Origin of the sequence: Chitinophaga sp. RAB17 (genome assembly GCF_052114225.1) — a bacterium.
In the GTDB taxonomy this organism is placed as follows: domain Bacteria; phylum Bacteroidota; class Bacteroidia; order Chitinophagales; family Chitinophagaceae; genus Chitinophaga.
The window spans coordinates 975,366-988,986 of the sequence record NZ_JBFREI010000001.1; the positions used below are offsets into that span (position 1 = coordinate 975,366).

The following is a 13,621-nucleotide window of genomic DNA, read 5'->3' on the forward strand; positions in this document are numbered from 1 at the left end:
TTGATAAGCGGCTATTTCAGCAATTCCTGTAGTTTCGCTTCCAGCTCTTCTCCACGCAGGTTACGGGCAATGATCTTGCCATCAGGGCTTACCAGGAAATTGGAAGGAATAGACTGAATACCGTATTGTACGGCTACTTCGTTGCCCCATCCACGGAGGTCAGATACCTGCGTCCAATGGAGTCCGTCCTGGTTGATGGCACGTAACCAGCGGTCGCGGTTATCGTCCAGGGAAACACCCAGGATGGTAAAGTTTTTATCCTTGTATTTGTTATACGCTTTTACTACGTTGGGATTTTCCTGGCGGCAGGGTCCACACCAGCTGGCCCAAAAGTCTACCAGCACATACTTACCCCTGAAAGAGGAAAGCTTCACCGGCTGGCCTTTTGTGTCTGCCTGGGAGAAGTCATCTGCGGCAACATTTACGCCGTTAGCCTTAAGACTTTTTATATAGGCGGTTACGCTTTCACCGTATTGTCCGTTTTGTATAGACTTATCAAGGGAACTGAACAGTTCCTGGAATTCTTCCGGCTCCAGCCTTGAGCGTAATTCATTCATCAGCAACCAGATACTGGCAATGCTGGTGGGATGCGCTTTGATAAAGTCCTTGCCTGTTTTTATCACATCCTTACTGAATTCATCCGCCTTTTTGCGGAAAGCATTTTTGCCCGGTTCATCTTCAGGATTAATTTCTTTAGCGGTGGTATTGAGCTCCTCTGCTCTTTTAATCAATGGTTCAAACGCTTTCTGGTATTGCTGCATTGCCTGCGTGTTGGCATTGCCTTTCAAAGCAGCTGCAATCGGATAGGTAGCCAGGGAAGTGGTAAAATGAACCGGTTCGCTGCCCCCCGTTACAAACAGCATCGGGTAGTTCACCTCTCTCATAATCAAAGCGTACACGGATGGTTCTTTACCACCTTTCACGCGAAAGCTGAACTCTTCATTTTTTATCACCACTGAATCATCCGGATTATTATCCTGATCATCAAAAAGGTATATGGTTTTGCCGTTGCCTCCCTTCACAATGCCCGATACCTGTTGGGCATACACTCCTGTGGAAAACAGCACTACAGCGGCTAACAGGAAAATCTGTTTCATTACGAATTATTTTAATTAGTTAGAGGGGTGTAATATACGAAGAGATTTTATACTGAGAGAGCGGCAGGCTTCGCCCATTGTTAAAATTTTATGACCGGGATGTTGATGATTGTCGTGATTTTATCTATGCTATTCTACAGGCTTATGAATTACTATTCATGCCGTAACAAATAGCAATAAAATCCCGACAATCATCCATTTCATGGATATAAATTTTAACAGTTGGCGGCGCCAACTATTTATTATGCCGTTGTTTTAACACCGATATAACATCTGACAGCTGGAACCCTTTGGCCTGAAGAAGAATCAGGTAATGGAACAGGAGATCTGCAGATTCATTTAAAAATAACTCATCATTATTGTCTTTGGCTTCGATGACTACTTCTACCGCTTCCTCTCCTACTTTTTGTGCAATCTTATTAATGCCACGTGCAAAAAGACTGGCAGTATAGGATTTATCGGTAGGATTGTTTTTTCTGTCGGAGATAATTCCTTCCAGGGTAGCCAGGAAATCATTGCTTATATTTTGCTCGTCCCAGCAGGTATCAGCGCCGGTATGACATACCGGACCTACAGGGCTGGCTTTAACGAGAATAGTATCCTGGTCGCAGTCTACCTTCAGGTCTTTTACGATCAGGAAATTACCGCTTTCCTCTCCTTTTGTCCACAGACGGTTCTTGGAGCGGCTGAAAAAAGTCACCTTACTTTCCGCCATGGTTTTTTCCAGTGCTTCGCGGTTCATATAGCCCAGCATCAGTACTTTGCAAGTCACGGCATCCTGTATAATAGCCGGAACCAGGCCATCGGACGACTTTTGAAAATCTATCTGCATGTTAACTTATTTCAGGTATCACTAAAATCTTACGTTCACCCCTTTGCTGTAAAGAAAGGTTTTGAGCGCAGGTATTTCTATTTCTTTATAGTGGAAGATGCTGGCAGCGAGTGCAGCATCCGCCTGTGCGTTTTCAAATACGTCTACAAAATGTTCCATGTTACCTGCGCCACCGGAGGCGATAACAGGCACATTGAGATGTTGAGACAGTTGCGCGGTAATATCGAGTGCAAAACCTTTTTTAGTACCATCGTTGTTCATAGAAGTGAGGAGGATTTCACCAGCACCGCGGTTTACCGCTTCTTTGGCCCAGTCAAAAGCTTTCACGTCTGTTTTTACGCGGCCACCATTCAGGTATACGTACCAGTCACCGTCTTCGAAACGGGTATCAATGGCCAGTACAATGCACTGACTACCGAATTCGCGTGCCAGCCTGTCTACCAGTGCCGGGTCTTTAAATGCGGAGGTATTTACAGATATTTTATCCGCGCCGGATTGCAATAGTACATTTACATCTTCTACAGAAGAAATTCCACCACCTACGGTGAAAGGAATATTCACATGGCGTGCAATGCGGGTAACCAGTTCGGCCAGTGTTTTTCTTCGTTCATTCGTAGCCGTGATATCCAGGAATACCAGTTCATCAGCGCCCTGTGTGGCATATAAAGCACCCAGCTCAATCGGATCGCCGGCATCGCGGATATTTTCGAAGTTGATACCTTTAACGGTACGTCCGTCTTTGATATCCAGGCATGGTATGATGCGTTTGGTCAACATGTGCTAATAAATTTACAGGAATGTTTTTAATGCTTCCATAGAGATGTTACCCTCGTAGATAGCTTTACCGATAATAGCGCCGCTACAGCCAATTTCCTGTAAGGCTGCCACGTCTTCAATATTACTTACGCCACCGCTTGCCACAAAGTTAATTGATGGAAAGCGTTCAATAATTTTTTTGTACAGCTCTGTAGACGGACCCTGTAACAGACCATCTTTAGCGATATCTGTACAAAAGATATTAGTAACCCCCTTCGCGATATTGCTTTCCAGGAAATCAAATACAGAGAGATCGGTTGTTTCCAGCCATCCACCTACCGCGATTTTTTCTTCTTTCACATCGGCACCCAAAAATATTTTATCGGCACCATATTGTGCTACCCAGCTGAAAAATAATTCAGGCTGCTTTACCGCTACGCTACCAATGGTGGCTAATGCGGCACCGCATTCGAACACGATATCAATATCTTTTCCGGTTTTGATACCGCCGCCAAAATCTGTTATCAGGCCGGTTTTGCCCACAATATTCTCCAGCACTTTCCAGTTAACGACCTGTCCTTTTTTGGCGCCGTCAAGGTCTACCAGGTGTAGTCGTTTTACCCCGATGGCTTCAAATTCCCTGGCTACTTCCAGCGGATGTTCGTTGTAAATTTTCTGCTGGCTATAGTCGCCCTGGGTGAGCCTTACACATTTGCCATCAATGATATCGATGGCGGGTATTATTTCGAAACGTTTAGCTGTCATATTATTCAGGTCCAGTGGTAGTTCCATCCTGACGAAGGAGATACCGCTCTTTATAAAATAATCTCCTTTTTTAGTGTATCCCAGCTTATCATAAAAGCTAACGGCTGTTTCACGGGCGTTACACCAAAGCAGTTTTATTCGTTCTTTTTTGCAGATATCAACGAGGTGCGTGAGTATCGCTTTGCCATAGCCTTTTCCTTGTGCAGCCGGTGTGGTAGCCAGTTTACGAAACTGGGCACTGTCGCGACCCAGGAAAAGGGATACTACTGTTACCAGTTGTCCATGATCAAAAACGCCGAAGTGTAACCCATCTGCATCATGGTCTACTTTTACAGCAGATAATGGTTCATTAGGGTACATCACATCCCTGCGGAGCTGCAAGGTATCATCTGCACTGATCTGGCGGATATTCATCTTAAAGGTTCAAAAAGTTCTCAATAATACGCGCACCTGCTTCAGCAGATTTCTCCGGATGAAACTGTACCGCATAGAAATTATCTTTCTGCAGGGCAGCGCTGTAGTTAATTACATAATTGGTGATGGCTACGGTATCTGCGCCGAGTGCAGCATAATAGCTGTGCACAAAGTACATGTAGGCATTTTCGGGCACATGTTCAAACACCACACTATGCAGGCCGGTAATATTATTCCAGCCTATCTGTGGTATTTTAAGCAGGTTTTCCACGGGCGACTGGAAACGCTTCACGGGTGTATCAAAAACACCAATGCAGTCCGTATCGTTTTCTTCCGAGTGCTTACACAACAGCTGCATACCGAGGCAAATGCCCAGTACCGGTTGTTGCAGGCCGGCAATGACCTTGTCCAGTTTTCTTTCTTTCAGGTACTGCATAGCCGTGCTGGCTTCTCCCACACCGGGAAAAATCACTTTGTCGGCTGCCATGATCTCTTCGTGATCATCTGTAACAGTACCGTTAACGCCTAAACGCTCGAGTGCAAACTGCACTGAGCGAATATTACCGGCGTTGTATTTTATGATAACCGTTTTCATGTTATTACTGAATTATTCCCGAAATAAACGTTTTCACCGTTTCGTCAATATTCTGGCTGTGCTCAATGGCTTTAATAAAGGCAGTGCCAATAATAGCGCCATTGGCATGCGCCGAAGCCGTATCAAAAGTAGCTTTATCTTTTATACCAAAACCAATTAATACCGGGTTGGTGAGCTGCAATTTTTTCAGTCGCTCGAAATAAGCCTGCTGATCATTCATATCCTTGTCTTTCCCCGTAGTGGAAGAAGAAGATACGGCATAGAGAAACCCTTTGCTCAGGCTGTCTATTTTCCGGATCCGGGCTTCACTTGTTTCCGGTGTTACCAGGAAGATAAGGTGCAGGTTATATTTTTCAAACACGGGTCTGTATTCATTTTCAAACTCCGCCATGGGCAGGTCAGGTACAATGATACCATCTATGCCTACTTCCGCGCATTTGGCACAGAAGGCCTCTACACCATAAGTTAATACTGGGTTGAAGTATCCCATAAGAATAACGGGTACGTGTATACGCTTCCTGAAACCAGCCAGCTGATCGAAGAGGGTGTGCAGGCTCATTCCATTCTGCAGGGCTTTGGTGCTGCTGTCCTGGATTACCGGGCCATCGGCCAGGGGATCGGAAAAAGGCATACCCAGTTCAATGAGATCCGCTCCATGCTGTTGCAGGGCTGTCATTACCGGCAGGGTATCATTTAACTGCGGAAAACCAGCCGTGCAATATATATTTAAAACGCCGTGTTGCTTTTTGGCAAACAGTTGATCAATACGATTTTGCATAATCCATTTTATTTATTCATGTGACGGATATAGGTATCCAGGTCTTTATCACCGCGGCCGGAAAGGCATACTACCACCACATCATCTGCTTTCAGGGTCAGGTCTTTCAGCTTCGCGAGGGCATGTGCTGATTCCATAGCCGGAATAATTCCTTCCAGCAGGCTCAGTTCATAGGCAGCAGCGAGGGCTTCGTCATCGGTAGCAGACAGGAACTGTGCGCGGCCTGATTCATAGAGGTGAGCGTGCATAGGTCCGATACCCGGATAATCCAGTCCCGCAGAGATAGAGTAAGGTTCAGTGATTTGCCCGTCGTCGGTTTGCATGAGCAGCGTTTTGCTGGCATGGATGATACCGATGGTGCCGAGTTGAGTGGTAGCAGCAGAATGGCCGCTATGTACTCCTTTACCAGCAGCTTCTACGGCTACCAGTTTCACATTTTCCCGGTCGAGGTAATGGAAATAAGCGCCGGCGGCGTTGCTGCCGCCACCTATACAGGCCACTACATAGTTGGGATCTTCGCTGCCGGTTTTAGCCAGCAGTTGTTTTTTTATTTCTTCGCTGATCACCGACTGCAAACGTGCTACCATATCGGGATATGGATGCGGACCGGCAGCGGTACCAAGGATATAATGTGTGTCAACCGGATTGTTGATCCAGTCGCGGATAGCTTCGTTGGTAGCATCTTTCAGGGTTTTGCTGCCACTGGTAGCAGGTACCACGGTAGCACCGAGCATTTTCATGCGGGCTACGTTGGGTGCCTGTCTTTCAATGTCGATGCTGCCCATATACACCACGCATTCCATGCCCATGAGTGCACATACTGTAGCTGTAGCTACGCCATGTTGTCCGGCGCCGGTTTCAGCGATGATACGGTGTTTACCCAAACGCTTTGCCAGCAGGATCTGGCCGATGGTGTTGTTTACTTTATGTGCACCTGTATGATTCAGGTCCTCCCTTTTGAGATAAATTTTTGCTTTATATTTTTCAGACAAACGTTTAGCGAAATATAAAGGGGAAGGCCTGCCTACGTAATCTGTCAGCAGGGCTTCAAACTCCTGTTGAAAGGAGGGATCGCTCAGTATGCCGAGATATTTGGTTTGTAATTCTTCCACATTGGGATATAACATTTCAGGAATGTATGCCCCACCAAATCTGCCATAATAGCCATTCTTATCCACCTGATACCTGGAGTTGCCGGTATTAATCGCAATATCCATGACCGTTTATTTTATTATTGATGAATGAATTTGTTTTACAAAATGTTCTACCAGCTCGATGTTTTTCACACCGGGGCTGTCTTCAAACTTGCTGTTCACATCTACTGCAAACAGTGCCGGCAATTGCATTTCGCTGATGTCTGCTGCCTGATCCGGGCTAATGCCACCACTTAAAAAGAAGGGATGGTCAAAAGGGTAAGTAGTCAGCAGTTCCCAGTTAAAGCGTTCGCCGGTACCACCATATCCTTTTACGGACGCGGTATCAAAAAGAAAATAATCCGTTACAGGAATAAATGGCGCCAGCTCCGTTTGCCAGTTAACGTTATCACCTATACGAAAAGCTTTGATCACCGGAATGGTTTCCCTGATAGTAGCGCAAAATTCCGGCGTTTCATCGCCGTGCAGCTGCACCATATCCAGGGCGTAATCGGCGATGGTGCGTTGTATCTGTTCCTGTGAAGCGTTTACGAATACACCTACTTTTTGAATACCGGTTGTTTCCCTTACTGATCTTGCGTCTATTTTGTTGCCGGCAAAACGGGGTGATTTCTCATAAAAAATAAATCCTGCATAATCCACGCTGTTGGCTACCAGCGCCTGCAAATCATTTATTCTTGTAATGCCGCAAACTTTTATACGCATAGGATGATTATTTGTGTTCCAGGTCATGGAGTGTTTGTACAAAATTTTCGAATGCACGGGCAGGATCTTCCTGCTTCATGAAATGTTCTCCAATCAGGAAGCCCTGGAATCCAGCTGCTTTCAGGGTGACGATCGCGGCGGGATCGTTGATGCCGCTTTCTGCCACTTTCACTTTATCGGCCGGAATTTTTGGCGCCAGTTCACAGGAGCGGTTAAAGTCTACCTCAAAAGTGATCAGGTCGCGGTTATTCACGCCTACCAGGTGTGTATGTGCCGTTACTTTTTCCAGTTGCGCTTCGCTATGTACTTCCAGCAATACTTCCAGTCCCAGGTTGTGCGCAAATGCTGCCAGGTATGCAACCTGTGCAGCATCCAGGCATTCTGCGATCAGCAGGATTACGTCTGCACCAATAGCTTTTGCTTCCAGGATCTGGTATTCATCTATCACAAAATCTTTACGCAGAATAGGGATCTGGTTGAAGCTGCGGGCTTGTTGCAGGTCATCAGAGGAGCCACCGAAATATTTCTCATCTGTGAGTACAGATAAGCCGGAGGCGCCATAGCGGGTATAGGCCGTTGTTACCTGCTGTACCGTTACGTTTCCGTTAATCACTCCTTTTGAAGGAGAACGACGTTTGAATTCCGCGATGATACCTGTCTTTTCCGGCTGTTGCAGAAACTGACAGAGTGATAATGCTTCGCGGGCAAATCCGGGAGACTGTTGCAGGTCCGATGCGCTGCGCTGCAACTTGCGGGCAGCTACTTCAATGTGTTTATGAGCAACTATTTCTGCTAAAATATTCTTCATGATAAACGTTCCTACGACTGCAATGCAATCAGTTTTTTAAATGCCGTATGTGCATTGCCCGACTCCAGGGATTCTACCGCGGCGGCGAAACAATCTTCATACGAATTATATTTTCCGAGGCTATACAGTCCCATTGCAGCGTTAGCAAATACAACGGAATTCTGTGCCCAGGTACCTTCTCCTTTCAGGATCTTCATAAAGATCTTTGCGGCTTCTTCAGTGGTATTACCTCCGTAGATATCTTCCTGGTGTACTTTACGTTTACCCAGCTGTTCCGGGGTCCAGTCCTGTTCACCTTTGTTGGTGATTACTTTGGTATCTGCGGTGAGTGATATTTCATCGTAGCCATCCAGGCTGTGAACAATCACAAACTGTTTGTCTGTTTGCTGGAACAGGTAGTTGTATACCCTTGCCATTTCCAGGCTATATACGCCAATCAGCTGATGTTTTGCCAGCGCCGGGTTTACCAATGGACCCAGCATATTAAAGAACGTACGGATACCCAGCTGACGGCGGATACCGGCAACATGCTTCAGGGCTGGGTGAAACAGCGGTGCATGGAGGAAACAAATACCTGAATCTTCCAGTTCTGTTCTCAGTTTGGCGTCATCACTTTTGAATTTGTAGCCTACCAGCTCCATCACATTGGAAGCACCGCTGACAGAAGATACGCCATAGTTGCCGTGTTTGGCTACTTTTGCGCCGGCTCCTGCCACCACAAAGCACGACAAGGTAGAAATATTAAAGGTATTTTTTGCATCCCCACCGGTACCTACGATGTCGAGTACATCATAACCGTTCAGATTTACGGGTACACAGAGTTCCAGCAAGGCATCACGGAAGCCCAGCAGCTCATCGATGGTGATGCTGCGCATGAGGTATACCGTCATGAAAGCAGCCAGTTCGCTTTCATTGTACATGCCTTTGGAAATGCTGATAAGGATATCTTTAGCAGCTTCGCGGCTAAAGGTTTTATGTTCGAAGAGGTAATTAAGAATCTTTTTCATGGTAGCTGTTAGCTTTTAGCAGTTAGCTGTTAGTTGTTAGTTAGATGGATGTTTCACTGAAATGGGTAAGGATGAATGGCTGTCATTACAGGCTTAACCAGTTTCTCACAATCTTTTCTCCCTCCGGGGTGAGTACACTTTCCGGATGGAATTGTACACCGCTTACATCATATTTGTTATGCTGCAATGCCATGATAAAACCATCTTCATCTTTGGCGGTGATGGTCAATTCAGCGGGCAGGGTGGATTCATCAATTACCCAGGAGTGATAGCGACCAGCCAGTATCTGCCTGGGCAAACCATTGAACAGGCGGCCATCTTCCCTAATGATATTTATGTTGGTGGCTACACCGTGATATACTTCTTTCAGGTTAGTGAGCGAAGCGCCAAAAGCCTGACCGATGGCCTGTTGCCCCAAACAAACGCCGAAGATGGATTTGGTGGGTGCATATTCTTTGATGAGTGGCAGTAATAATCCTGCTTCTTCCGGAATACCAGGGCCGGGCGATAAAATTATTTTATCGTAGTCGTTTACTTTTTCCAGTGGAATTTCATCATTACGTACCACGGTTACTTTACCGTTGATGATTTTTTCCACGAGGTGAACGAGGTTGTATGTAAAAGAGTCGTAGTTATCAAAGACGAGGATGTTCATACTAAATTTTTTGTGCCAGCAGAATGGCTTGTTTTAACGCATTGAGTTTGTTGTTTACTTCCTCCAGTTCAGAAGAAGCCACCGATTTAGCTACTACGCCGGCACCGGCCTGATAGTACAGCGTATTCATTTTACTGAGTATGGAGCGGATCATGATGGCGTGGTTAAAGTTGCCATTGAAACCAACAGCGCCTATACAACCGCCGTAGAAGCCACGTGCAGTGGGTTCGTACTGATCAATGATTTCCATGGCGCGGTATTTCGGTGCTCCTGACAGCGTACCTGCCGGGAAAGAAGAGGCCAGGAGGGTAAACGGATTCAGCTTCGGATCTACCTTTCCGGTTACTTCGCTTACCAGGTGAATGACGTGGGAATAGAAATGTACCTGTCTGTAAGAAGCTACTTCTACTTCTGTTGCATTTCTGCTAAGATCATTCCGGGCCAGATCCACCAGCATCACGTGTTCCGCATTTTCTTTCGGGTCCTGCAACAGTTTCTCCGCCAGTAATTTATCCTGTGCATCATCTCCGGTACGGCGGAAAGTTCCGGCAATGGGGTGAATGGTAGCTTTACCATCCGTAATCACGATCTGTGCTTCCGGTGAGGAACCCATTAATTTATAATCGCCGTAATCGAAGAAGAAAAGATAAGGAGAGGGGTTGATGGAGCGGAGAGCGCGGTAAACGTTGAATTCGTCACCTTTGAAGGACTGTTGGAAAGCTCTGGAAAGTACTACCTGGAAAACATCTCCGCGGAAGCAGTGTTGTTTGCCTTGTTCTACCATCTGCATATATTCCGCGTCCGTCATATTGCTTTCTTCTTCTCCGGTAGTGGCAAACGGATACCCGGGGGAATCTTTGTGCCGGATGAGGGATTCAAGCAGTTCAAACTCGCTGTCAACGCCTTCTACCTGGTTTTCACAAAGATAGAGTTCATCTTTAAAGTGATTGATCGCTATTACATATTGATAGTAGCGGTAACGCATCAATGGGATGGTATTATCCGCCTGTTGTTTCTTTTTATTGAATTCAATGGTTTCGAAGAACTGAACGGCATCGAAGGTAGTGTAGCCGAAGAGGCTCTGTGCCATTGGCACCGGGTGTTTGCCGCTGAAAGAATAGTTACCGAGAAACTTCTCCATTTCATCCAGTACCTGTTGTTTGTTCTTCAGTTCTTTCTTTTCTACGGGCAGGTTAGGATACTTGAATTCGAAGTGTGAGGTAGAGGTAACTTCAATACCTGCAATCGGCTTCACACAAATAAATGAATAACTGTTGTCACTGGCCCTGTAGTCGGTGCTTTCAAGGAGGATAGAACCCGGGAATTTATCGCGCAACCGCAGATATATTCCCACTGGCGTGAAAATGTCTGCCAGCATCTGTTTGGATCTCGTTTTTACTTGGATGGTACGCATGATGTATTGGGTGAAGTGTTTGTTTTATGTTAAAATGGGAAGGGCTGAAAAAGCGGAAGGCCCGCTGTGTAACAGCGGGCCTTCCAAATATATTTCTAAACGAAACATGGCACTGTAACACAGATCAGGAATTGATTCCGTGCCACCACCAATGTTTGTTTGTAATGATATTTTGCATAGCGAGAACAAAAATGGAATATTTTTTTAGAATATGCAAATATTTTTTTGAGAGCGCGGAGGGGAAGGCCTTTGACCTTTGTCTTCGGACAGGATTAGACTGATTTTGATGATTTTCCTGATAATTACCTTTATCCATTTACTGGGAGCTTTCGGATGTAAGCATCTTTTAAAAAAAGGAATAAAATCATCTAAATCAGCCTAATCCTGTCCAAAGACAAGCGCCGGAGGCGCTCTACAGCACTCCTTTGGTGCTGGGCAACTGCATATTATACGGGTTGCGCTTCACCGCCATTTTGATGGCCTTGGCAAAGGCTTTGAAAATAGCTTCTATCTTATGGTGTTCATTTTCTCCTTCTGCCTTAATGTTCAGGTTGGCTTTGGCGCCATCTGAGAAGGATTTGAAGAAGTGATAGAACATTTCGGTAGGCATCTCCCCTATTTTCTCCCTTTTAAATATTGCTTCCCATACCAGCCAGTTACGGCCTCCAAAGTCAATACCTACCTGGGCCAGGCAATCATCCATGGGCAGGCAGAAACCGTATCTTTCAATACCGCGTTTGTCTCCCAGGCCTTTGGCGATGGCTTCTCCCAGTGCAATACCGGTATCCTCAATCGTATGATGTTCGTCTATATGCAGATCCCCTTTGGCGGTAATATTCAGATCTATAGCGCCATGGCGGGCAATCTGGTCAAGCATATGATCAAAAAAGCCCAGGCCGGTGTGGATATTGGCTTTACCGGTACCATCCAGGTTCAGTTCAATGCTGATATCTGTTTCGTTTGTTTTTCGTACATGCGTTACTGTTCTTAATCCCAGTTTCAGGAATTCATAGATGCGGTTCCAGTCGGTAGACTCCAGCGCTATCACGGGTTGCAGGGCAGCCACATCATCGCTGATTTCGGCAGCGCCCAAACCGGCATCGTCCTTAATCCAGATGGCCTTGGCGCCGAGGTTCTTGGCCAGCTGTACATCGGTGATACGATCGCCGATAACAAAGGAGTTGGCCAGGTCGTAACTGCCATCCAGGTATTTGGTGAGCATACCGGTGCGGGGCTTGCGGGTAGGTGCATTGTCTGCAGGAAAAGAGCGGTCAATGAATACTTCATCAAACTTTATCCCTTCATTTTCAAATGCCTTCATGATCATCTGCTGGGCAGGCCAGAAGGTATCTTCCGGGAAGGAGGCCGTTCCCAGGCCATCCTGGTTAGTGACCATTACCAGTTCATAATCCAGCTCAGCAGCTATCCGGGCCATATTCACAAATACTTTGGGATAGAACTCCACTTTTTCCAGGCTATCAATCTGGTAGGTTGGCGGTACTTCCTTGATCAGGGTACCATCACGGTCTATAAAGAGAACTCGTTTCATGCAGATACAGGTGTTTCTTTTTTCAGGTTGAAAGATTTCAATACCTCCAGCAGGTGCAGGTTTTCAGCGGGTGTACCGATGGTGATACGTAAACAACCCATGCAAAGTTCTACTTTGGAGCGGTCACGCACCACAATACCTTTTTCAATGAGATGATTGTAAATGCCTTTTGCATCTGTGGTTTTCACCAGGATAAAGCTGGCATCGCTGGGGTAGATCTCCAGTACTTCCGGCAGTTGTATCAGTGCAGCAGAGAGCAGATCACGTTCTATCACTATTTCGCGGATCCATTCATTCACCTGGCTAACGTTGTCCAGGGCCTGCAAAGCCAGTTCGCTGGTAGCCTGACTGATATTATAGGGAGGCTTTACTTTATTGAAAGTATTGATGATATCCTCACTGGCGAAAGCCATTCCTATTCGGAGTCCTGCCAGTCCCCATGCTTTGGACATGGTTTGCAGCACTACCAGGTTAGGGTATTCTGTGAGCTCCTGGATAAATGTTTTCTGACGGGAGAAGTTGATATATGCTTCATCTATCACCACAATCCCATCAAAATTATTCAGCAGTAATTCAATATCTGAACGGTTGATAGAGTTACCGGTAGGGTTGTTGGGAGAACAGATGAAAATGAGTTTGGTATTTCCATCGATCGCCTGTTGCAGTGCGGGGATATCCAGCTGAAAGTCTTCTGTGAGACTCACTTTGCGGATCACCGCATCGTTGATGTGTGCACTCACTTCATACATCCCATAGGTAGGCGGGCAAAGGACTACATTATCCGCACCCGGGTTGACGAAACAGCGGTAAAGCACATCGATGGCTTCATCGCTGCCATGGCCGATAAAAATGTTTTGTGGCGGTACGCCTTTCACATCGGCCATTTTATATTTGAGCTTCCATTGCAGCGGATCGGGGTAGCGGTTATAATTTACCGGCAGTGGTGATCCGAAGTTATTTTCATTTGCATCCAGGAAGATGGTCGCCTCTCCTTTGAACTCGTCCCTGGCCGTGGAATACGGTACCAGTCTTTTTATGTTTTCCCTTACGAGGGTATCGAGATTGAACATATTAATGAATTATTATTAGTTA

The 13,621-nt window shown here is 46.1% G+C and carries 14 protein-coding genes; all 14 read right to left on the reverse strand.

The features are described 5' to 3' along the window. Positions 1 to 11 precede the first annotated feature (11 nt). On the reverse strand, positions 12 to 1,097 hold the full coding sequence (locus tag AB4Z08_RS03680) for a redoxin domain-containing protein (protein ID WP_441572418.1): 1,086 nt from the start codon (positions 1,095 to 1,097) through the stop codon (positions 12 to 14). 235 nt (positions 1,098 to 1,332) lie between these two features. Then, positions 1,333 to 1,929, reverse strand: a complete 597-nt coding sequence (gene hisIE, locus AB4Z08_RS03685; protein WP_441572419.1) for a bifunctional phosphoribosyl-AMP cyclohydrolase/phosphoribosyl-ATP diphosphatase HisIE — start codon at positions 1,927 to 1,929, stop codon at positions 1,333 to 1,335. A gap of 21 nt (positions 1,930 to 1,950) precedes the next feature. Then, complete coding sequence (gene hisF / locus AB4Z08_RS03690; RefSeq protein ID WP_441572420.1) at positions 1,951 to 2,706, reverse strand: imidazole glycerol phosphate synthase subunit HisF; 756 nt, start codon at positions 2,704 to 2,706, stop codon at positions 1,951 to 1,953. Between the two features lie 12 nt (positions 2,707 to 2,718). Continuing rightward, the gene (gene hisA / locus AB4Z08_RS03695) at positions 2,719 to 3,864 is read right to left on the reverse strand and encodes a 1-(5-phosphoribosyl)-5-[(5-phosphoribosylamino)methylideneamino]imidazole-4-carboxamide isomerase (protein WP_441572421.1); all 1,146 of its coding nucleotides are present in this window, start codon (positions 3,862 to 3,864) and stop codon (positions 2,719 to 2,721) included. A gap of 1 nt (position 3,865) precedes the next feature. Next, the gene (gene hisH, locus AB4Z08_RS03700; protein WP_441572422.1) at positions 3,866 to 4,459 is read right to left on the reverse strand and encodes an imidazole glycerol phosphate synthase subunit HisH; all 594 of its coding nucleotides are present in this window, start codon (positions 4,457 to 4,459) and stop codon (positions 3,866 to 3,868) included. Between the two features lie 4 nt (positions 4,460 to 4,463). After that, positions 4,464 to 5,237, reverse strand: a complete 774-nt coding sequence (gene trpA / locus AB4Z08_RS03705; protein ID WP_441572423.1) for a tryptophan synthase subunit alpha — start codon at positions 5,235 to 5,237, stop codon at positions 4,464 to 4,466. A gap of 8 nt (positions 5,238 to 5,245) precedes the next feature. Next, positions 5,246 to 6,454, reverse strand: a complete 1,209-nt coding sequence (gene trpB, locus AB4Z08_RS03710) for a tryptophan synthase subunit beta (RefSeq protein ID WP_441572424.1) — start codon at positions 6,452 to 6,454, stop codon at positions 5,246 to 5,248. Positions 6,455 to 6,460: 6 nt separating this feature from the next. After that, positions 6,461 to 7,096, reverse strand: a complete 636-nt coding sequence (locus tag AB4Z08_RS03715) for a phosphoribosylanthranilate isomerase (protein ID WP_441572425.1) — start codon at positions 7,094 to 7,096, stop codon at positions 6,461 to 6,463. Positions 7,097 to 7,103: 7 nt separating this feature from the next. Then, positions 7,104 to 7,904 (reverse strand): indole-3-glycerol phosphate synthase TrpC, encoded by an 801-nt coding sequence (gene trpC, locus AB4Z08_RS03720; RefSeq protein WP_441572426.1) that lies wholly within the window; start codon positions 7,902 to 7,904, stop codon positions 7,104 to 7,106. Between the two features lie 11 nt (positions 7,905 to 7,915). Next, positions 7,916 to 8,911 carry an anthranilate phosphoribosyltransferase gene (gene trpD / locus AB4Z08_RS03725; RefSeq protein ID WP_441572427.1) on the reverse strand — a complete coding sequence of 332 codons (996 nt, stop codon included), beginning with the start codon at positions 8,909 to 8,911 and terminating at the stop codon, positions 7,916 to 7,918. 85 nt (positions 8,912 to 8,996) lie between these two features. Further along, entirely contained in the window at positions 8,997 to 9,566 is a 570-nt protein-coding gene (locus AB4Z08_RS03730; RefSeq protein ID WP_441572428.1) for an anthranilate synthase component II, read from the reverse strand. Position 9,567: 1 nt separating this feature from the next. Next, positions 9,568 to 10,980 (reverse strand): anthranilate synthase component I family protein, encoded by a 1,413-nt coding sequence (locus AB4Z08_RS03735; protein ID WP_441572429.1) that lies wholly within the window; start codon positions 10,978 to 10,980, stop codon positions 9,568 to 9,570. 412 nt (positions 10,981 to 11,392) lie between these two features. Further along, complete coding sequence (gene hisB, locus AB4Z08_RS03740; RefSeq protein ID WP_441572430.1) at positions 11,393 to 12,529, reverse strand: bifunctional histidinol-phosphatase/imidazoleglycerol-phosphate dehydratase HisB; 1,137 nt, start codon at positions 12,527 to 12,529, stop codon at positions 11,393 to 11,395. Continuing rightward, on the reverse strand, positions 12,526 to 13,599 hold the full coding sequence (gene hisC / locus AB4Z08_RS03745; RefSeq protein ID WP_441572431.1) for a histidinol-phosphate transaminase: 1,074 nt from the start codon (positions 13,597 to 13,599) through the stop codon (positions 12,526 to 12,528). The genes hisB and hisC overlap by 4 nt, the downstream gene beginning before the upstream one ends. Positions 13,600 to 13,621: the final 22 nt, after the last annotated feature.

Excerpts from the sequence above, each read along its gene's own strand:
- hisF (WP_441572420.1), bottom strand. The coding sequence starts at position 2,706 with ATGTTGACCAAACGCATCATACCATGCCTGGATATCAAAGACGGACGT.
- hisIE (WP_441572419.1), bottom strand. The coding sequence starts at position 1,929 with ATGCAGATAGATTTTCAAAAGTCGTCCGATGGCCTGGTTCCGGCTATT.
- hisC (WP_441572431.1), bottom strand. The coding sequence starts at position 13,599 with ATGTTCAATCTCGATACCCTCGTAAGGGAAAACATAAAAAGACTGGTA.
- trpA (WP_441572423.1), bottom strand. The coding sequence starts at position 5,237 with ATGCAAAATCGTATTGATCAACTGTTTGCCAAAAAGCAACACGGCGTT.
- hisB (WP_441572430.1), bottom strand. The coding sequence starts at position 12,529 with ATGAAACGAGTTCTCTTTATAGACCGTGATGGTACCCTGATCAAGGAA.
- trpD (WP_441572427.1), bottom strand. The coding sequence starts at position 8,911 with ATGAAAAAGATTCTTAATTACCTCTTCGAACATAAAACCTTTAGCCGC.
- AB4Z08_RS03730 (WP_441572428.1), bottom strand. The coding sequence starts at position 9,566 with ATGAACATCCTCGTCTTTGATAACTACGACTCTTTTACATACAACCTC.
- trpC (WP_441572426.1), bottom strand. The coding sequence starts at position 7,904 with ATGAAGAATATTTTAGCAGAAATAGTTGCTCATAAACACATTGAAGTA.
- AB4Z08_RS03735 (WP_441572429.1), bottom strand. The coding sequence starts at position 10,980 with ATGCGTACCATCCAAGTAAAAACGAGATCCAAACAGATGCTGGCAGAC.
- AB4Z08_RS03715 (WP_441572425.1), bottom strand. The coding sequence starts at position 7,096 with ATGCGTATAAAAGTTTGCGGCATTACAAGAATAAATGATTTGCAGGCG.
- hisH (WP_441572422.1), bottom strand. The coding sequence starts at position 4,459 with ATGAAAACGGTTATCATAAAATACAACGCCGGTAATATTCGCTCAGTG.
- hisA (WP_441572421.1), bottom strand. The coding sequence starts at position 3,864 with ATGAATATCCGCCAGATCAGTGCAGATGATACCTTGCAGCTCCGCAGG.
- trpB (WP_441572424.1), bottom strand. The coding sequence starts at position 6,454 with ATGGATATTGCGATTAATACCGGCAACTCCAGGTATCAGGTGGATAAG.
- AB4Z08_RS03680 (WP_441572418.1), bottom strand. The coding sequence starts at position 1,097 with ATGAAACAGATTTTCCTGTTAGCCGCTGTAGTGCTGTTTTCCACAGGA.